Source organism: Stieleria neptunia (genome assembly GCF_007754155.1).
Lineage (GTDB): Bacteria > Planctomycetota > Planctomycetia > Pirellulales > Pirellulaceae > Stieleria > Stieleria neptunia.
Genome location: NZ_CP037423.1, coordinates 7,788,832 through 7,809,911 on the forward strand (window position 1 = coordinate 7,788,832; position 21,080 = coordinate 7,809,911).

Consider the following 21,080-nt stretch of genomic DNA (forward strand, 5'->3'; position numbering starts at 1 on the left):
GCCTGCTGAATTGTGACAGGTTGCGTGAAGCTTTCTTTGCATGATCGCAATGAGTTTCATAACCCACGATTCTCTGCCATTGTGTGGCCGCAGATGCGTCTTCAACGAGATGGGCCCGGCTCAGACGCGGGAAGAAACTTGCTGCTGATTCACCGCGCCGGAGGCGACGAAGAGGCTGCCGTCGCGGTTTTCGATGGCGTGCATTTCCACGAGACGTTTGATTTGTTTTTGAACGTGAGCCTGAAGGGATTTGCTTTTGCTGATTCCCAACAACTTTGCCACGGACGCCGCTGTTTCCTTTTCATCGGTGCCAATTTGGTGTTCGACGACAGCAAAGATGGCTCCGCGCAATTCCTCCGGCGGGACGAAATCAATGTTCCGAAGCTTCGCGTTGTCGAGATGTTTGCGATAGCGAACGGGAAACTGCTGTTGTCCGGCGGCGTAGACGAAGGCGTCGCGTTGTTCCACGGTGCCCGCTTCCTGCAGTACGGTGACCGAATCGGCAATGCGAGATTTCAGGGAGGAAACAAGGCGTCCCTGACCACAAATCCGAATCATCCGACGCCCGATCTCGTCAATGTGAATGGGGGATTCGATTTCGATGATCTGCCGCGCAAAGGCTGTCAGCACTGAATCCGCAAATTCTGCCGGACCGCCTTCGAAATGCTGATTCGGCATTCGGGTTTCCCTGTAATCCTCGCCTTTTAACTCGCACGCTGTCATCGCTTCCGGAAGCTCTTCTCGGGAAATCGGCGGATGATCGTCTGCGTCCGGTGTGGTGGACGGCGTCGCTGAACGGCATGCACCGTTTCTGTCCTCGGCATCCTGTTGCTCCCAATGTCGCTTCGCTTCTTCGAGGGCTTCAAGCGTCTTTTCAATTTGCTCCTCAGGGCGCTGGAACCAATCGGTGCTCCAAATCCGGTGGATGATCCAGCCTCGGGCCTCCAGGACTTGTTGCCGAATTCGATCGCGGTCACGCACCCACCTCGCGCTATGGTATTGCGCGCCGTCACATTCGATTCCCAACAAGTAGCGTCCTCGTCGCTCTGGATCTCGTATCGCCAGGTCAATGAAAAACCCTCCGACGCCGATCTGGTGATCGACCTCAAGCCCACGGTTGCGGAGCGCCTTTGCGACCTGTTCTTCAAAAATGCTGTCTGCTCCGCCGTGGGACTGAGTCGCATCCAGCCGCCCATGTTCGGCGTAGTTTAAATACATTTTCAATGCGGCGACGCCTTCACTCTGGGTGTGAGCCAGGTCGATATCATCGGCCTTCAATGACGTGAAAACCTCACACGCCGACGCTGCACGACTGATCAAGACGTTGAGCCGACGCTCGCCGCCCTTGCGGTTGAGCGGACCGAAACTATGTGCGAAGTAGCCGTCTTTGTCCTTGCCGTAGCCAATCGAGATAAAAATCACATCACGCTGGTCCCCCTGCACATTCTCCAGGCTTTTGACGAAGAATGGCTCGGCACCGCCGCTGTTGAAAAACTCTTCGATAGACGCATCTTCCTTTCGACGCAGCTCAATTTCGTTCCGAATCGCATCGCGCTGGGCTGCACTGAACGTCGCAACGCCGAGCGAAAGATGTGGTCGCTGCCGAGCATGTTCGAGCACGGCCTCTGCAACCGCGATCGCTTCATTGCGATTTGCACGCGAACCGCCCCGGTCATAGCAACCATCCGCGATGTACCGAAGCTTCAATCCGAGCGACCCGCCGCTGAGGACGGGGCTCGGCACGATGAACAATCGATCGTCGTAGAATTGGCGGTTGCTGACAGCGATCAGCGACTCATGCCGGCTGCGATAGTGCCAGCTCAGCATGCGGCTGGGCAGCCCTTGAGCCTCGCAAAGCCCCAGGATGCTTTCCAGGTCACTTGCGTTCGTCACCGCATCGTCATCGTCGTCGGGCTGACCATCGGACATTCGACCAAAGAAATCGGTCGGCGGGAGCTGCCGCTGGTCACCGACGACGACGATCTGCTTGCTGCGCGCGATCGCTCCCAACGCGTCGACCGGCTGCACCTGGCTGGCTTCGTCGATGACCAGCAAGTCAAATTCCACAGCGCCTGGCTCCAGGTACTGTGCGACCGAAAGCGGGCTCATCATGAACACGGGCTTGATCCTTTGGATTGCGTGCCCCGCTTCTTTGATCAGCCGCCGGATCGGCATGTGCCTCCGTTTTTTGTTCGTTTCCCGCATGACCACGCTGACCTGACCGCCGTCCGCGGATCTGGCCGGCAGATTTTCGTGGTGCTTCTTCGCGACGTCCACGCGACTTTGTGCGATGCGATCCGTATCTAATTCGGCAAATCGGCTTCGGAGTTTTTCGTAAGTGTCACCGTGGAACTCCGCCAAGTCCCGACGGTCGCTCCATGCTTCTGCAAGAATCGCATCACTACGAATCAATTCGAGTTGCTCGGCCACATCGCCGGCGACCAACGTGCCACGTTCAATCTCATTGACCAACTCGCGAAGGCCTGCATCCTGCAACGTCTTCACGCGAGCCATCGCAGCGAGATAATGACTTAATTGCTCAGATGCCCCTTGCCACTCGTCCATGCGAGCACGCCAATCGGCCAAGGACGTGGTCCGAGCATCCTGAGTCTCAAACGCTCGTCGGAAATCGATTTTTAGAACAGAAGCGACCTTGCCCAGTTCACCATCAACCGTCTTCAGCAGCTTTGCAATTCGGTTGAGAGGCTCCGCCAATGCACGTCCCCGTGTCGCATCCTCCGCGAGACGGCGTCCGTGTTGCCTGAGCAGACTGGCCTTATGTCCGTCCTTGACCCAGGCCACGATCGTGTCGAGATCGTCGATCGGAGAATCAGTCCCCGACCAGACTCGCCCAAACACCGAACGGCAGAGCAATTCTTCGTCGCCAACCTGCTTGACAGATTTTTGAATGGAGAGAATGCGGTCGACCAAAGCAACTCGCTCGTCAGCGTTCTTGGGGAACTCACTGAGGCAAACGCCGCGCAGTGTGGCGACGGCGCTACGGAACGACGAATTGAAAATACGAAACCAGCTCTTGCCGTGGCCCGCCAGAGCAATGCGGATCGCGGACCAATCGAGATTCCAGGCGGCGTCGCTGATTTGCCCGTCCAGGGATCGACGTGATTCCTGCAACGTTCGGACTTCCTTCACAATGGCCTCAAGCCGTTCGATTTCCGTCTGCCAAGACTCATGGCCAATCGCTTCTCGGTCGACCATGGCAGGACAGCGTCTGACGTAAGCCGCAAGCTGAGCCAGTTCTGCGGTTTCCTTGATGTCCTTCGCCGCGGGCAATTCCAAAATCTCAGCAAGAGCACCATTCGCCGCATCAAGCTTGTCAACGGCATCGCGAACGTCCTTCAAGGTGCCAAGTAGCCTTTCGACGTTTGCGGGTGTCATCGGCTTGCACTGCGCACCGCGCCAGGGGTTCGAAGCGGGCGTTCCAGACGCCAGCAACAATTGATCCAGCTCCTTGGCGACCTGTCGACAACGCTGGTACGCCTCTGGTGTCCATTGACTCATCTCTGCAACGCGATAGGCCGCAGCCGCCCGCCCCTGCTGCCGCAGATTCAGTAGACTCCCCATCGCCTGGAAAGGCGAACAGCCGGACTCACCCACTTGACCGTGCAACGTCACGTCATGATGGCGTAAACGCTCAACCGTCTGCCGAAGTTCGTCGGTCGGCACATGATTGCCGGCGGTTGGAGCCCCCAGGTTCATCGTCGCCTTCAGATCTTCCAAGACTTCGCTCTTCCGAGCCTTGTGACTGTGTAGCTCGAGCGACATGGGCCCAAGACCGACTGCATCCAGTCGACGTTTCACCACATCAAGCGCCGCCATCTTTTCGGCGACAAACAACACCCGCTTCCCGGCGTGAACCGCAGCGGCGATCGCGTTGGTAATGGTTTGCGACTTGCCAGTCCCCGGCGGTCCCTGCACGACCAGATTACGGCCACGGACAATTTCTTCGATGACCACCGCTTGGGAGGAGTCTGCGTCTGTCACATGCACGACATCCGCCGGATTGATCATTTGGTCGATCGGCTCGTCGTCACCGCAAATGGGAGGCAAGGCACTTCCGGAGGCAAATGCATCGCCGAGCAGCCCCGCAATCAGGCCGTTTTCGGTCAAGCCGGCACCTTCCGGCCACGCGGCCGGGGAAAGGTCCCTGAACATTAGGAACTTCGTGAATGAGAAGAACCACAGGAGGATTTCGTTGTCCAGGACCTCCCAACCATCGCGTCCCTCGATCAACTTGCGGATTTCATCGAAGTAGGCCGTCGGTGTCCACGGTGATTCGTCCTGGATGTCTTCGGGAAGGTCGGGCAGACGGACACCAAAATCTTGCTGTAGCCTAGCTTGAATCGACAAATTGGTCACGATTTCGTCATCGCGAAAATTCACGCGAAACTTGCTTCGCACGGAATTCCGAGACAGCTCCACCGGGATCAACAACAACGGCGCATAACGGTCCACCGCGGAGCTGCCCGATTCACGCCATTTCAAAAATCCGCAGGCGAGATACAGAATACTTACGCCTTGCTCCTCCTCTGCCGTGCGAGCTTCGTAGTAAAGCTTCAGCAATCGATCGTTCAAGGCATCCTGGGAAAACTTCGTCTGCAGAAACAGATCGGTATAGCGTTCGGGAAGCTCACCATCTTCTCCGGAGCACTCTGAATCGTCATCGAGTTGATCGTCGTTCGTTTCTTCGAATTCGCGGAGAAACTGTTCGCGGTCATCCTCATTCTCCTCGGATGAAACCGGCAGAAAGGACATCGTCTTCCCCTGACGAACCAGCAAATCAAAGACATTGTCACTGCGTTCGTCGTGAACCTGGATCCAGCTTTTTCGCTTGCCATCAAGCGGCGTATGAACCAGTCGATTCCGCGCCGTTAACTCCAGTAAGTCACGCCGCGTCTTCTCGATAACAGCTGCAAGGTCCACGTTCCACTCCCCCAATTTCGAAGTTCATCGCACCGAAGAACATACTATCAAACCACCCCCTCTGAGTGTTGGGGTGCCTGCATGCCCTGCCAAAGGTCTCTAAGACGTAACGAATGCAACGACCTGGCAAGTTTTACGGATCTTTCAGTTGCGGAGTGGCACCCCAGAATGCCTGGATTCCATCGTTTCGGGACTACTGGCTATGAGAATGGATAATCCAGTATCTGGCTCGTCGCCCAAACTCTAGAAATGACCACACGGGACGACGACAAGAACTGCCTCTCACTGCTAATAAGTGAATTCCATCTCAATTGTGCTGATGATTGAAAATTTCTCGTAGCGTGACGTACCGGTTATTGGTGCCTGCCTTTCGCCAAAGGAAACCGTTGCTGCCGTCGTATCTAATTTGTTCGCCGGTCTCCAATTCAAACCACGCTCGTCCCTTCGGATTGTCTGCATCTTGCACGCGTGCTGGATCAAGCCTGATCTTGTAGAGGATGCCATTGGCTTGCAGCCATTCGAGTAGACGCCATTCAGGTTCTGTTTCCAATGCGATCTCGCCTATCGTTCTTGCTCGTTGTAGTCCAAGACGTGTCGTCCAACGTGAGCCGCGAACCGTCGTTGCATGTTCCGAGGAGACGTCGATCGGATTTGGCAGCCGACGAACGGCCCCCAGTCGGTAAAGCACCATTTGCTCGGTGCGTCTAGCCGGCCAAGGCGTTGGAATTTCCGATCGGTCGACCACCTCGATCTGCTCCACGTCGGCGGAGTAACGAATTCCATTCGGTTCATTTAGGCCAGATGGAATATACAAGGCGACTTGTCTGACAAAAAACTGACGGCGTTGAGTCTTCGTCAGGGGCTGGTAATACAGCCGTTCCCGTTTTATCCAATTTAGATGCTGCTCCGTTCCCGGCGAACGCAAGACGCCCACGAGCACGGGTTCGCTCGCCGCAACACGCCAATCGCGAGCGCGGCTGTCAGCGAGGTTGGCGATCGCCCGATCCGCCATCGACCATCCGCCTTGGCGAAGAGCTGAATGCAACCACTCCTGCAAAAACGCGGTGTTACCAGGCAACGCAGGAATGGCTCCGACCCCAAGTCGTTCGATCGACTGCCACAGTCGGCTTGCACGAAAATCTTCGTCTGGAAATTGGTTCATTGGGAACAATGCGGCGGCCTGGACCACCGATCGCTTCAGTCCGGTCGCTTCATGCTCACTGCTTCCCCATTCAAGAATCGCATCACGATAGCGGTGCAACACATTAATCGCGTCGATTGGCGGACCGAACGACCGAAACTGTTGTCGGTATTTGTCGGTGGCGTCGATTCGATACTTCGCGTCACATACCAATTGAATGATAGGCCATCCGTCTTCCTCGAAGCGAATCAGGATATCAGGCTTTTGCGGGATAAGCGTCGTGTCTTGATTCTCGAATTTCGGGTTGTACAAAACACTGATTCTGCGATCCGCCCTTGTGCGAAACGAGATCCTCTGGCCGTTGCCTTGCTTCAGTTGAACGGAAAGCCCTGACTGCCGAACTTTGAAGAACTGATCAAGTCGCTGAGGTGGACCATGTTCCTCTTGAATGATCCGCACGACGGTCAGATAGGTCCAGTATTCGTAAAGCACTTCAAGGTCTTTCACCGCAAGCTTTATCAAGTCACCTTCGAGCTTTAGTCCCATCTTTAGGAACATTAGCATTCGGTACGCCTCGCGGTATCCAGGTGCCGACACCAACTGCAGCGACGCGAACCCCATCGGCGGATCACCGTCGGCTGACTCGACAGGCTCTAGACGCAGCAGTCGTGACACACGACCTTTCAACCCGGTGATGCCATCCAATGTTCTCTGCCGTCGTGCAGAAAGTTCTTCATCGCCGTCGTAGATCGTCACGATTTGGCTCAGTGTCCGCTGCACTTCGATTAACTGATTCCGAAGCCATCGATGTTCCATCGTGTCCAAGGTGAGCTCTGCGGGCCGTTGCACCAACCGTTCTCGAGCCATTACGCCGGCGAGTTGCACCATGGGCCCTTTCCCATGCCCACGCCGCACTTGCGAACGAACCCGTGAATCAACCCGGCGAATTCGTTCCAGACGCGTTGATTGCTCGCGACGGACCAAGCCGCGCGTTGGTCGCTGTGCGATGTAGTTCATCGCGGTTTCGAGTTCGCCGATGACGTGCTCAATCAGGACTAGCCATTCCAGCTTTGACGGACGGTTGGCTGCTTCCAACCGCCCCATCTGATAAGTCGAGCGCAAGTACTCGTACGCAAGACTCGTCAAGATCGACTGGACATCCGCGACAATCTCTTGATAGTCCGATTCGTAGTCAACCTTGGTGGGAAACACCTCGACCTCGAAATCGAGTTGTCGCACTCCGTTGACATACACCGAAAACTGACTGCGACCAATTTGTCCGCGAAAGTTGATCACGCCATGAACAACGCGGCCCTTCTCTTGAAGATTGAGCGATCGTTCGATGGCAGGGTCGCGGTGCCGAATTTCGATTGTGTCGCCGGTTCCTGAGGCACGAAGATAAAGCTGGTAGTCCGTTTGCTCGTATAGAGGCGGACCATTTTCGATTCGTTCATCGGTGGCGAGCGAGTCTGGGACACCCGCCCGCTTCGTCGTGTCAAGCCACTCGAGTTCACGGACATGGGGCATCAATTTCAATCGCCCCACAACCGGCAACGTCCGCGCGAGCACAGCCTGGTCCTGATCCCGGACTCGATTCCAGTCGAGAGTGAACCGATTCGTTGCGAGGTGAAACAGTCGCTTCATGACTACAACCAGAATGACGTGTAGCCTTCGGCCAACAATCGATCCCACATCAGACAAAGACGTGATGCGGTTCGCGGGTACTTTGCACCGTCAGTCGCGTCCGGGCGTCCGTCGGCTGTCCAGGTTTCGACCGCGTCTGCGGCATCGTCCTCGCTGCTGAAAGCTTGGCCAGACTTCGCGAGTCCAAGCAAACCAATCAGCGTTCGGCGGATCGCGTTACTACCTCCAACTAAACGCGGAAGCACTTTCATCATGATCGCCAAGTCAAGTGGATCCACCGCCTGACCATCGCGAGTACGAAATGCCCCCTTCATCTCTTCGGCATTCAGCAGGAACAGGATGACCTCGTCGCGGGTTCGATAGCCAACCTGAAGCTGACTATGCACCAAGCATTGGTTCACCTCTTGCAGCAGCATCGTCGCTCGCTCTGCACAAAGTCGAAATTGAGGCGTCGACGCGTCTATCTCAGAGAGCCGTGTGGCTGGACACTGCCAAAAGGCTTTTGGCCAAGTCGCGGGAGAAGTCGGACCATTGCCCGACGTCGAATTGTCCAAGCTTAAATCGACTTCCGACAACTCGATCGTAAACGCCCTGTCCAATACTTTGCGGCTGAATCCATGCGAACTCTCGTCCATATTGACGGTACCGACAATACCAAGGTTCGATGGCAGATTCTGCTGCTGCCACGATTCGAACTCTGGTTGAAGTCTCTGCGAGATCAGGGGAGTCGACTCAAACCCGCCACCGACGGCACGCCGTCGATCTTCGATCGTACTAAGCACCTCAGCAAAGTAGTGCTCGACCCGTGCCAAATTCATTTCATCGATCAAGCAGGTATGAAACCGCTCACCATCGTCCGTTGCCTGCTTCGCAGCTTCCAGCACTACCCCCGGACGAAACTTGTCACTCAAATCAACGTAGCCGAGGACGTCAGAGCTGTCGGTCCAGTCCGGACGAACGGAAATTCGCGTCATCTTCCCGCCGGTCAATTCAGCAACCAACGCCGGCAATTTTGACTTCCCGGTTCCAGACACACCGGCAAGAATCACAAACGGTTTCGTGCGTAGCGCCGTAATGTACGTCGCAACTTGCCACGGCTGGAAGATAAATCCTTTGGCCGCAATCGATTCAATCAATCGCTCGGTCGAAACCGAAAGATCCGTGATCTCGGAATCGCCATTACTCATGTCAGGCCACCATTTCCTTGCCAATGCAGCCAAGATTTGATGTTGATACTCGCGGTGCCACAGTATTCTCCAGAATGGCTCTTGGAGTCGAGCGTGCGAAATCCGATTGCGAATCTGGCTGGGCGTCGGTTGATCCATCGCAATGAGCTCGATGGGATCCTTGTAAGCGTGTAACCAAAACAGGTCACCCGCCATCCGTCCGAATCCTTCGGCAAGTTGTTGTTCTCCGACGTCGTGCCCATGTTCCCGTAAACGGGCGATGAAACGCGGCAACAGCCAGTCGAATTCGATATGGTTTTCATGCAATTCTCCATCTCGAATCGCTTCAGCAACCAATGCGAGGATCACGGGTTTATAAAGCGTGACCGTCCGCATTGCCTCGATCAGCGAAATGAAATGATCGCATGCCGCTCCCTCACCTTCCAGGAAGACAGCAGTCCGACGATCTGCAGCAAGCGAAACATCCGCTGCCTGCAAGTAACACATGTGAACTGCAACCGTGGAATAGAGCTCACGCCGAGGTGTCTGGCCGCCATGTTCACGCAACCAATCTCGTTTGGCTTCGAAGTCGGCCGCATTCACTCGTACCGGCTCATTGGAGTCAAGTCGATTAACAAGGCAACCTGCGTCATCGACGTCACTGATAAAGTAGCGATTGTTTCGCTCGGGGCTCAGGTAGACCACTCGTTCGGAAGCATATTGATTCATCACTTCCAAGAACGATGATGGGGTGGTTGCGGTCGTTCCCTGACCTCGGTCTACCCACGCCTTGTACGTGCAGACTAATGCTCGAAGCGAATCGGTAAGCGATTTCGGCGAAGACTTGAGTTCATCTAATGGCACAAACCTCTCGAAGACCATTCCCTTCGCATATTTCCGCGCAGGATTCCCTGTGCCGATTTCGACTCGTTCCCCATCACCCTGAACGACATCAATAAACCCAGAGTCAGAGAGCAAAGTCTTTTCAGACTCTTTAAGCTCACCCCACACTTGGGCTGCTTTTTCGTCTTCGTGGGGCTTGAATGCAGTTGCCGATACCCCCAACCCGATTCGGACACCAACAGGCTCTTCGGTTGAGAGATGGATGACTGGATAAACGCCCTGACGAGCACTCGTCGATTCGCGAGAGTCGAATATCGCGACCCAGGGAACAGCAGCCCAAGTGCCTTTGCCAACGGATGCGTCGGTCAACCAGACTTCGTTCTCGCAAAGTAATGGCAAAAGGTCTTGCGAGAGAGACTTTAGCTGTCGCTCCAACTGTTTCGGTTCCGCATCGCTGCTCATTGCGGCAGGACGCTCGGGATAGACCACTAAAAGGCGGACACAGATCGCCCAAAACTCAGCCCATTGGCTGACTTCGTCATCGGAAATGTCCATGCTCAGTTGTTCCTCGATTCGATGAAATCGTCAAGGAACTCGGAGGCCGGGTCGACGGCCGTGATGAGCAGGTGGTCACGGGCTCGGGTGCAGGCGACGTACAGCAAATGCCTTTCTGTGTTGTAGACTTCCTCCAGTTCCGAGGTGTCGGCTGCTGACTCGATGCGTTCCTGCAATGGCAAGACTTCGTCATCGCAGGCCATCACGATCACGGCGCGAAACTCAAGGCCTTTGGCTTCATGCATCGTTGCAATAGAAGCCTTCGTCGGGTCGGGTTCTGATTCGCTGTCCAAGATGACTGAATCGAGACCCGCTTTCGCGGCAGCCGATGACGCTCGGCTTGTTTGATCTGAGGACCGGACAATCAAGCAAATGTCGCCCCTCGCTACGCCTTCGCTCTGTCGCCCGGTGATCCAAGCAGCAACCGTTGCTATCTCGTCGTCACCGCAATCACAAACGGTGACCGAAGGTTTCGGGCCGTTGAAAACGGAGATCGTTCCTCCCCGGTTTTCCGCATTGCCATCCACATCTGCGATCGAATTCGGCAGCAATCGATCGGCCTGGGTACGAATTTGATGCGAGGTGCGGTAATTGATCTTGAGAGTTTGTGATCGACCGCGAATGTCCACGCCCAGTGACTTCCACGAGAATGGAGCTTGGAAAATTCGCTGCCCCAGATCGCCGGCAAAGAAGAGGCCCGCCGGTTGCGCAGATGTTAAGGCCGCGACGAATCGCAATTCCGACACGCTGATGTCTTGTGCTTCGTCGACGATTACAAAGTCGTAGGGAGACTCGGCGCTACCGCTGGCGAGCTTGTCAGTAACGTCACCGAGTAACATTGGCTCAGTGAGTTGGCCCAATTGACTGAGCCGCTCCAGCACCTTTTCAAACGCCGTCCAAAGTTCTTTGCGCTGCGGTTCTCCAAGACGCGTACGTCGGCCTAGTCGTGGCACATCGCGGTATTCATCCCAGGTATGGACCTGCCACCCATCGACCACGGTGGCCCATTCGCCCATCAGAAACCGCATCGGCCGATCAACATCTCGTCCAGCTTCGCCGATCAATTCCTCGACCGTAGCCTCCGACGCCATCGCAGGTTCATACCCAAGCAATTCACGGGCTACCTGGGGAAGTGTCTTCACGACAATCCGGTTTGACGGCTCGTCTTCGCCGACCAAGCATTTCAATCGTCGTCGCAAATTCGCGGCCAGCGAATCGGAGAATGTAGTGAGCAGAACTCGTGCCTTGGAATTCTGCCTGGCTACATGTGCCGCCCGGTGCAAGGCGACGATTGTCTTGCCCGTTCCGGCCGATCCGCACACTCGAGCCGGCCCCTTGAAGGTTCGGCTGACAATTGATTCTTGGGAAGGATGAAGGAAGACGGCCCATTTATCCCAAGGCGCATCGAGTGCTCGTCGCAGTTGCTCGACATCGGCCATCACGCGGAATCGGCTGATCGCGTCCGGATGGGCGAACGGGTCCGCGTCCTCGCTGGCGTGAACAGGTTTCGGTGGCGTTTCGCCGGTCGCCAAGTCCAAGACCGCTTCAGCCGCCTCGCGTGGCAAACGATCGGCAACATCGAAAAGCGTGTCTTCGTTCACTGCCAAGACATCGTCGATCCATTCCGGTGGAACGCCGTAACCAAGCAGATCATCAGCGGACACGCGCCTTAACAGCGCCGTTTTTGTCGGTGCGGGGACTTCCTGCTCGACATACTTCGGGATCTCGATCTCACGAACGGTTTCCCGCACCTCCACCAACTGAGCGGCCCCCGTGCGCGGATGGCGTTCGATTCTCCGTCGCTCCGCCCAAGCGTAGGCGGCATCGTGGTGCCCGACGTAGCACAGCAGCAAACTGGCGTCGGTCTTATGAACGATCACACGAATGTCACGCCCTGCACGCACGGACCAGAAATTCGGGTCCTTGCAACGATGGATGCGATGAAACTGCATCCCCGGATTAACTGGGTCAATCTGCAGGTCAAAAGCTGTCGTCTTGACAGACTTTTGCTCATCGCCGGTCAGGCGAGTAAGGCTGTCGGTGAACGTATCGGAGATGCGGAATTCCATGTTATCGTCCTTCCCTCTCCTAAATGCCGTTGACATTGGACCTAAATTCCGCGAGCTCAACGGAAACACATGCTGAATCGCGTTCCCAAAGCGCGTAAGCTGCTCGCATCATCGCTGCCACGCCGGAGAACCCAATAGCAACAGCGATATCATTTAAAACCTGTTTACCTTCGCAGTCTCTCCAAAAAGTATCCTCAAGTCGTCGCCGGCGGTATGCCTTGATGGCTACCTGAAGAATATCCCTGAATTTCTTTTCATCATCCGCTGGAAATCCACATGCCTTAGAAATCTTTTCGCTTGCGGCGTCTGCATCACCATCAATCTGTTCCCAAGACATTCCTTTCGCTACGATCTTTACTTGAGGTTTCATGTCAGGCAGATTCTTCGCATGGTTGGTGTACATTGCGTACTGAAAAATCCAATTGCCTGCGCGCTTGTCCGCCGTCTCTCGAATCAACTCGTTAGGAATAGCCACATTATTCCCGTTCTGTCGCAGAAGCGATTCGAGTGTCTTTGGATGGAGGAAAAAATTTTCAACTTCATGGACCGGCAAAACGTACACTCCATTCAACTTCGCGATGTCGGCGGCCTCTGCTGCAGATCGGAAATCACGGTCTAGAATTCCTCCGATTCGGATGTCGTTTCCAGATTCTTTCGCGAGTGAGCTAATAGCCATTACGCGCCGAATTACCTCGTTGCAAGATCCGCATTCAAGAAAACGTGTGTCCTCCGGCTGTCCCGTCAACTTAAGAAATCGGTCTCGCTCACCAACTCCTTCTTCCCCTTCAATAAACACAAAACGCAATTGGGTAATTGAGAACGCGGGTGTACCCACAGCACGAGAAAGAGCTGAAACTACGGGGAGCGAATCGAGGCGAGCAACTTGATCTACCTTTCGTGTCTCAAGGTTTCTTTCCAATACGAAGGTTGCATGTGGCCCAGCAGCCTCCACTGCGTCAAGAGAGTGTGTAGCCAACCAGATTTGTCCGGTTGAGACGGTCCCTATGAGATATGTGATCCAAGTGCGGATTAGGTCCGCATTTAAGTGCAGCTCCGGTTCATCAAGCAAGAACAAACCTTCACGCAAGCCGAAGCGATCAATTTGACCAAGTAAGAATGCGATTTCGCGTTCTCCGCCACTAAGTTGGCCAAACGACAATTGCAGCCCGGTAGTATCAAAGAGAAGCGTTCGTTTCTTAGGGTCAACGCCGCTGAAAACTACATGAGGCAACACTTTCTTGAGCGAGTCCTTGTAAGCTTGAAAGTGATCCTCAAATGGTGATGGGGCCGAGCAAGCTTCTTTTGCTCGACGCATATCCTGCATCAGACGCGTACCAGCACTATTCTCCTGCGCAAGAAAATACTTTATCCACTCGTCATACAGCGTACTGGTCGACATGAACGAACGTCCGCGAGTGAATTCCGCGCCGTGCCAGTCCGTTTCGTACGCTTGTGCGAGCTCGTGCACATTCATAGCTTTTTGGGGGTACGCTCGATCCGCATCCAAAGTAAGAAAGTGAACGTCTTTCGATTGCTGCAGCTGATTCACGACGCGTTGCGCGAATTCGGTGCTATTGTTTGCGTTGGTGATACCTCCAGCTGTGATGCGACTCGAAGCGGTTTCTGACCTGCGATCTGAAATCGTCAGCGTTCGATCCCACGTTTCGACTGACGCATCGCTTTTGTATAGATCATCGACCGCGGGGCTGGCTCCTTCCTGAAGATAGAACTGAAGTGAAAAGTCGTGCTGATCGGCGAATGGATCTCCACGCGGTAAATTGATTCCTTGCGATAATCCGAGTTTGTGGGCACAGCCGGATATGAGCTCCAGGATATGACTCTTGCCCGTTCCGTTTGCGCCGACGATACACACCAGACTTGCGTCATCGGCGACCTCTAGACTGACGTTCTTGAAATGCCGCCAGTTCGCGATTTCTATCTTACGAATTCGCATTGTGACCTCGGCCTTAGGAAACTTTGAATACTTTCATCACTTCGTCGCCGAGGTGGTTGATGACTTTGACGGCGATGCGGCCGGTTTTGGGTTTGTCGAAGGGGCGGGAGGTGTCGCTGTTGAGCGTGGCCCAGGCTTCGGCATTGATTTCGGCTTTGAGGGTTGTTTTGAGACTCTTGTAGGGGTCGCCAGCGCCCAAGAAGTAGGCGTGGCGGACGAAGAAGCTTTCTTCGTTGTAGTTGGTGTCGATGAACCAACAGGCGATGCCTTCGGCTCCGTCACTCCGGACTTCGCCAGTTTGCGGATGGAAGACGTCGACGCCGTTGATCTTGACTTGGATCTGGTCGAGTTTGGCGTCGTCGCCTTTGGCGGGCAGGATGTCGATATCGGGTTCCCCAAAGATTACGAACAGGTTGCCCTTGCCGGTGTTCTTGAGTTCGTCGGCCATGTGCAGGTCCGCGTTCATGCGGGCTTTCAGCACGGGAACTTTGCCGAGCTTGTCGAACTCGGCGCTGTGGGCGTCGTAGTTGAAAGCGCACGCGACCAAAACGTCGAAGCCGGCGTCGGCGGCTTCGCGGGCGGCGGCGACCAAGTCAGCGCGAGCGACGGTGCCGAATTCGGGACCGATAAAGATGGCGGATTTCTTTTCGGGTGCGTCTTCACTGTCACTTTCGACATAGGTGCCGGTGGCGGCGACGTACTCGCCGGGCCAGGGCGTGATGGAAGTGAAGGTGATGCGGTCTTCTTTGTGAGCTTGCTGGACGCCGGCCGTTTTCAAGTTTTCCAGAATCATCGTCGCGAAGTCGGCTTCGCCAGCGGCTTGTTGGCGTTCCGATTCCGGTTCGATCAGTTCGTCGTTCTCGTCGACACCCAGGGTACGGTGGGGCGAGAGGCTTTCGACGGTGAAGGGGCCGGCCACACGGACTTTGGTTTTGTCTTCATACGGTTTGTCGTACAGGTATTCAAAGTCGGCTTTGGCGGCAATCGAGGCGTCGATTTCTTTTTGGCGTTCGATGCGTAGCTTCCACCACTGAGCATGCAGCTTCTTGGCTTCGGCTGGCCATGGATCACCCGGCTCACTGGGCAGCGAATCAAAGTCGAACTTGCTGCCAGTCAATTTGTTGATCGTCGAGAGTGGCTTGGCGGCCTGGCTCGCGACCAATTCGCGGACGCGGTCGGTGTGCTGACTGAGTTCGACCGAGACGAGCACCTCGAGCGTGGCCCCCAGTTCTTCACGCAGCTTCATCACTTCGGCGTGTGCGGCGGCTGCATCGGCTTCCCAACGCTCACCCGGTTCGCGAGGGACCTCCCATTCTTCCCAAGACTGCCCCAATGACCCATTCAATTTGTCTCGCAACGGTTCGAGCTTGGTTTGGAATTCGTCATAGATAACTTCGATCTCGGCATTGTTCGCGATCGACTTTAGCGTGATGTGTGGTACACGTTCGTAAACGAAGCCTTGGCGGATGCGACCGTGAGTAGGTGCTCCAACAGGTTCAGTTCGAGTCAACTCAGATTCTTTTGCTCGTCCCTCGGCACTGTCACTTAAAAGATAGTACGGATATCGAGCTCCCATGATCCGCGACCTCGCAAGGGCCAAAGCTACTCGCGAAGTGTCAATCGTGATCCATCGACGCCCCCACTGCTCGGCAGCCATAGCGGTTGTTCCTGACCCACACGTCGGGTCAAGAACTAGATCGCTGGGGTCGGTGGACATCAGCAGACAGCGTTCAACAACAGACGTTGCTGTTTGCACGACGTAGACCTTCGGATCGGCGCGGCTCTGCACGCCGCCAAGATCTGTCCATACATTTGTCTGAGCAAATACTGGAAAGTCATCAAAATAGCGCACGTATGCTAGCTTTCGTGCAGTCGGCTCGACTCGTCGGGCCTTTAGCAGATTCGCCATCCTCGGCTCATCAGTCTTCCAGTATCCCGGCTCGGGACGGAACTTGCGTCCGTCGTGCAGCACATCATAACGAGTCCCAGGACTTTGACTTGTAATTGTGTCTTTGCGAAATATGCGCGATCCTGCTGGGAGTTCGCGACTATTCTTTTGAAATGCATTTAGTGGTAATCGACGTCCATCGGGCAACTCCAATTCCGTGTACTTCGAGCCGCCGATCGCCCCAACCACTTTTGGGCGGTACGGTTGTCGAAACTTCGTTGCCTCAGCATTACGTCCATACCAAAAGATGTAGTCAGCGACACCAGCAAGGCGATTGTCTGTTTGTCCGCCAGTCTTCGTGAAAGTTATGAGGCTCAGGAAATTGTTATCCCCAAACACTTCGTCCAAGACAGACTTAACACGATGTGCATTTTCGTCACCGATTTGAACAAAGCAGGAGCCACTTTCACTAAGGAGATCTCGCGCGATCGATAAGCGATCCCGCAGATGCGTAAGGTATGAATGAATTCCGTCGCTCCATGTGTCTCGAAACGCTTTTACCTGTTCGGGCTCGCGTGTAACGTGGTTAATCTGCCCATCTTTAACGTCCTTGCTAGTCGTTGACCACTGAAAATTGCTGTTGAACTTGATTCCGTACGGTGGATCGAAATAGATGCTCTGGACTTTGCCGCGCAGGCCTTCTCTTTCCGCCAGCGACGCCATGACTTGCAAACTGTCGCCCAGGATCATGCGGTTGGTCCAGTTCGATTCGTGCTGGTAGAACTCGGTCTTGGCCGATGTGTCAGGTAGGCCATTGAAGTCCGAAAATAAGTCGAGCTGCACCTGCTCGCCGGTCGCTTCCTGCTCTTCGGTTCGACGTTTCAAATCATCGATGAGAACCTTGGGGTGAACCTTCTCTTGAATGAACAGCGGCGGCGTGTTGACCACCAAATCGGACCAGTTCTTCGTATCTTTGCCGCGCCAAACCAATTGGGGATCGAGATCGGGATTCCTTCGCTCGATCGCCACCTCGATCGAATACGCTTCCTTTTCCTCCATCACCGTTTCCAGTTCGGCGGTGGGAATGTTCGACCGCTTCGCCTCGTCATGCGTCAGCGTCTCGACCGACTTTTTTTTGGCGGTCTTCTTCCGTGTGGACTTTTTAGCCATGGAGGGTATATACGAAAGGTGAGGTGGGAAATGGGAAAAGGAGATGGGCGTGAGCTAGGATTCGCTGTCGAAATCATCGTCATCGATCTCAACCTCGGGCTCATTCGTCCCGTGGTCCAGCACGACCGTCTTGCCGATTGCACCGCCGATCATGTCCGACAGAGCATTCATGCGAGCTTCAAAAAAGCCATCGAAATCATCGTTTCGCAAAAACGATGGCTCGATCAAATGTGACCGCAAGACCTCATCGAGTGCCGTAGAATCGATACCAGTGTTTCGCTCGATTTTGGCGAGATAAACCGACGGGGCGACACCACCAATGATGATGTTGGACTTTTTGGACAACGGGGTCTTGTTGATGACGCTATCGAAAACCTTTTTGTCGATCCCCTGTTTCGTGCACCAATCTCGCGGAAAGATGTGATGGATATCCATCTGGCGTTTGAAAAACGTCATCAACTCAACTGGTTCACCATGAATGAAGTCGCGACACCCCTGACGCATCAGCAGTGCGTGGATCGCCTTGTACGCGGCGGAGTTGCGGGTCCGGAGCGTGCGCAACCGATCTTGCTGGAAGATGGCGTCGTTGACCGTTTGAGGAATGTCACCAGAGTCTCTTATCCATGTGACTACATCCATCAGGTCGCGAGCCATACGGGTTTCACTGCTGCCACCGTAGAGCTCTCCCAGCGAGCCTGCCCAAAACCATTTGGCAAGTTTTTCGCGAGCGGGGATGGTTTCGGCATCCGAGCCGAGAGCAGCAAACACCGCACCTAGTGTCACAACCTGCGATCCGTACGGCACGTTTCGTTTGCCAATGATCTTTTGCTCGTTAAGAAACGACGCAGTGGAAATGAACCCCTCTTCGACCGGTTGGCTGTACTTTTTGAATGCGCTAACGGGAAGCCCTAGCAATGCTTGCCGGTTGCATGACACTTGCGGAAGGTCTTTGCCGGTCGCTCCAGCGGCTTCTTTTGCCAGACGCTGTTCGCGAGTATGAAGCAAGGTGCAGGCTTGGATGAAATCCGTATTCTCAATGTCTTTGAGAACTCTGCGAGGCATATCGGTGCCAATCAGGCGTTTTTTAATTCCGCAGTCGAGGTCTTTCTTCTTCTTGCCTGGACTCGGCGGTTCACCGTTCCATTTCTCGCGCAGATCAAATCCATCCGACGCATAGACTGCGGTCAGCAGCTCAAATGCATCAAGTTTCTGGCCACCCACATTGACCTTCTCAAACACCAGACAGATTGCTTCCCGGCTATTCTTCTTGTCGAGCCGAATGATCGGCATCTTGTAACGTTCGATTCGTTCTAAAACGCTTCGGTAGAACGATTCATGCATTCCGGTGACGTCACGACCTTTCGCCTTCCAATGATTGATCCATCCAAAGAACCAAGTCATGCTCTTAAACGAACAGTCCAGCGGGAACATGTCGTGTTCGTACTCCAGTTCGGTCGCTGAAAGATCAAGCTCGATGTCTTTGCCGAAATTCGTTCGGATGACACGATCCTCAGGGACGCCAACGATTGCCTCATAGAGATCGACAACGCCTGATACCGACCGTTTGATATCGAGGTAGTAGTGTCGTAGCACTTCGACTTTCTTCTTTCTTAGCCGCGTGCGAACCGGTTCACCAGAGAACGTCGATTGGTAGAGAGACGTGATTCGCTGCTGGCCATCCAACAGCAGTTCCGATGGTTCGACCTTCTTTTCCGGAACGCCAACGATCAACCGTGGTTTGAACGACACTTCGCTGCCGGTCTCGAGCGTCAGCAACGCGCCAACGGGGAAACCCTTGGCAATCGAAGCGATCAGGCTGCGGACATCTTCGTCGGCCCAAACATAGTCACGTTGAAAATCGGGCAACTGAAGCTTGCCTTCATCAGCATCACGAAGGATGTCTTTGAGGTCTTCTTTCGTAGAATCGAACATCAGGCAGGGCTCCCAGCTTGCGTTTCGTGCGTCATGCAAACGTTTTCAATGAGTTCATTGACGGCCGGTTCGATCTTCTCATCAAAGTCCAGTTCCATTTCGTAGACGTCGCAGAGTTCTGCGAACGCCCACCGGCCGTAGGTGCCAAGATTGTTAACGCCAGGCACCCAGTAGTTCTCCATCGTCGCCTTTTTGTCTTTGGCGTCTTCGCGACGATAGCCTTTGACTTCGACGATCAGATTCAGCAGGTCGTCAGGGCCATGGCCGTCGTCGACACGGACAACGAAGTCGGGAATGTATTTGCGGACTTCGCTGCCCATCTTGTAAGGTACCTCGAGGCCCAGACCTTGGTTCTTGACATAGGCGCGGACGCGGTCGTGCGATTCAAGGACACGGCAGAATTCTGCTTCCCAGTCGCTGTCGCAGATGACCCAGTTGATGTGGCAAAGTTTGGAGCTTGTTTCCCAGCGAATCGATTTGCTGGTATTGAAGTTCACGAAGTTAGTGCTGCCGGTCGGGTTATACGGATCGAGCATCGCCTTGATTGGTTTCTCACCGATGAACGCTCGCGAAATGCCATGAGTGATTCGTTCGCATGCCATGTCGGCTAGCTCTTGATACAGCAGCTGTGCCGGGTAAGCACGTCAGCACGAGTTATTCGGCATAACTTTCAAGTGATGGCATGTAGGTTACCTCACCGATTTCGCATAGCTTCGTCGTCAGCGTTTGTAACAAGGTTTTGAATCGTTCCCAGGCCGTGGCGGGCATTTGTTGATACTTTAGTTGCCTCCATAGTCGCTCGATCGAATTCAGTTCGGGACTATACGGCGGAAGATGATAAACCAGCAGCCCACGCTCTGCCCAGCGTTCGATCGATGCTTCAAAAGCTCCGCTGGTGTGGCAAGATGCATTGTCGAGGATGACCACCGTTGTTTGGTCAATCGTCTCACAAAAATCATCCATGATTTCAATGACCGTTTGCGTGTTGACGTACCCTTTGTGAAGATAGGTATGGGTGGTTCCATCTTGATGCTCAAAGCCAAGTGCCTGAACCGTCGCCCCATGGGCGCCGGTGACTGGCACATCGGTCCGTTCGCCGATGGGAAGCCATCCGTATGGCACCACGCCCTTAAGCGAAAATCCCGCTTCGTCAAAGTATACGACATCCAGTTCAGGTTCATTGAGCAACTCGGCGAGTTCCTCTTGAGCCAACCGGAAAGCCTTTTCGTCTCGTTTTTTCCGCAGGCTGCGCCGAAACCGCTTCCAGCTCAAATTGAATCGTCGGGCGTAACGACGCAGCGAATGTCGGCTGATCGATTTGCCGGTCCGTGTTCGCAAACGCGACAGGACTGTGGCAGGCCGGGAGGGAAATTGCCGCAACAAATCTTTGAGGATTTGCTCTTCCTGTTCATTGAGCTTCCTCGGTCCGCCTGGTCGCTTTTCGTCCAGCAGGGCGTCTGGTCCGTCTTGTTCAAAGTGTTTGATCCAAGCTCGCACGCTGTCTCTACTGACACTAAGAATATCGACGATCTGCTCAATTTCGTATTGAGCATCGCTCAGAAGAATCGCGTGTGCCCGTATTCGTGTGTAATGGTTTGGATGCTGTTTCCAAAGCTCAATCAGACGGTCACGTTGCTGCTGGTTCGTGATTTTCGCGAAAACGGTTGCAGGTCTTGCCATGGTAAGTCTCCCGTGATTGTCGGGAGGCACCGACCTTGCCAGGCCCGTCCGACGACCGGACAATTAGCTAGCAAAAGAACGAACCGCGCCCATCGTG

The 21,080-nt window shown here is 54.6% G+C and carries 9 protein-coding genes; all 9 read right to left on the bottom strand.

The features are described from left to right. Positions 1-120: 120 nt before the first annotated feature. Positions 121-4,941 carry a DUF3320 domain-containing protein gene (locus Enr13x_RS27160; RefSeq protein ID WP_197455383.1) on the bottom strand — a complete coding sequence of 1,607 codons (4,821 nt, stop codon included), beginning with the start codon at positions 4,939-4,941 and terminating at the stop codon, positions 121-123. A gap of 307 nt (positions 4,942-5,248) precedes the next feature. Continuing rightward, positions 5,249-7,726: a DUF2357 domain-containing protein gene (locus Enr13x_RS27165; RefSeq protein WP_145390048.1), complete on the bottom strand. Its 2,478-nt coding sequence runs from the start codon at positions 7,724-7,726 to the stop codon at positions 5,249-5,251. 2 nt (positions 7,727-7,728) lie between these two features. Next, on the bottom strand, positions 7,729-10,290 hold the full coding sequence (locus Enr13x_RS27170; protein ID WP_145390049.1) for an MrcB family domain-containing protein: 2,562 nt from the start codon (positions 10,288-10,290) through the stop codon (positions 7,729-7,731). A gap of 2 nt (positions 10,291-10,292) precedes the next feature. Further along, positions 10,293-12,359: a 3'-5' exonuclease gene (locus Enr13x_RS27175; RefSeq protein WP_145390050.1), complete on the bottom strand. Its 2,067-nt coding sequence runs from the start codon at positions 12,357-12,359 to the stop codon at positions 10,293-10,295. A gap of 19 nt (positions 12,360-12,378) precedes the next feature. Further along, entirely contained in the window at positions 12,379-14,313 is a 1,935-nt protein-coding gene (locus tag Enr13x_RS27180) for an AAA family ATPase (RefSeq protein ID WP_145390051.1), read from the bottom strand. A gap of 13 nt (positions 14,314-14,326) precedes the next feature. Then, positions 14,327-17,260 (bottom strand): site-specific DNA-methyltransferase, encoded by a 2,934-nt coding sequence (locus Enr13x_RS27185; protein ID WP_231743813.1) that lies wholly within the window; start codon positions 17,258-17,260, stop codon positions 14,327-14,329. Between the two features lie 165 nt (positions 17,261-17,425). After that, the gene (locus tag Enr13x_RS27190; RefSeq protein WP_145390053.1) at positions 17,426-19,303 is read right to left on the bottom strand and encodes a DUF262 domain-containing protein; all 1,878 of its coding nucleotides are present in this window, start codon (positions 19,301-19,303) and stop codon (positions 17,426-17,428) included. Continuing rightward, positions 19,303-19,905, bottom strand: a complete 603-nt coding sequence (locus Enr13x_RS27195) for a restriction endonuclease (RefSeq protein ID WP_197455385.1) — start codon at positions 19,903-19,905, stop codon at positions 19,303-19,305. Before Enr13x_RS27195 ends, Enr13x_RS27190 begins: the two co-directional genes overlap by 1 nt. A gap of 52 nt (positions 19,906-19,957) precedes the next feature. Then, positions 19,958-20,983, bottom strand: a complete 1,026-nt coding sequence (locus Enr13x_RS27200; RefSeq protein WP_145385672.1) for an IS630 family transposase — start codon at positions 20,981-20,983, stop codon at positions 19,958-19,960. Positions 20,984-21,080: the final 97 nt, after the last annotated feature.

Excerpts from the sequence above, each read along its gene's own strand:
- Enr13x_RS27185 (WP_231743813.1), bottom strand. The coding sequence starts at position 17,260 with ATGGAGGAAAAGGAAGCGTATTCGATCGAGGTGGCGATCGAGCGAAGG.
- Enr13x_RS27180 (WP_145390051.1), bottom strand. The coding sequence starts at position 14,313 with ATGCGAATTCGTAAGATAGAAATCGCGAACTGGCGGCATTTCAAGAAC.
- Enr13x_RS27175 (WP_145390050.1), bottom strand. The coding sequence starts at position 12,359 with ATGGAATTCCGCATCTCCGATACGTTCACCGACAGCCTTACTCGCCTG.
- Enr13x_RS27170 (WP_145390049.1), bottom strand. The coding sequence starts at position 10,290 with ATGGACATTTCCGATGACGAAGTCAGCCAATGGGCTGAGTTTTGGGCG.
- Enr13x_RS27195 (WP_197455385.1), bottom strand. The coding sequence starts at position 19,905 with ATGGCATGCGAACGAATCACTCATGGCATTTCGCGAGCGTTCATCGGT.
- Enr13x_RS27190 (WP_145390053.1), bottom strand. The coding sequence starts at position 19,303 with ATGTTCGATTCTACGAAAGAAGACCTCAAAGACATCCTTCGTGATGCT.
- Enr13x_RS27165 (WP_145390048.1), bottom strand. The coding sequence starts at position 7,726 with ATGAAGCGACTGTTTCACCTCGCAACGAATCGGTTCACTCTCGACTGG.
- Enr13x_RS27200 (WP_145385672.1), bottom strand. The coding sequence starts at position 20,983 with ATGGCAAGACCTGCAACCGTTTTCGCGAAAATCACGAACCAGCAGCAA.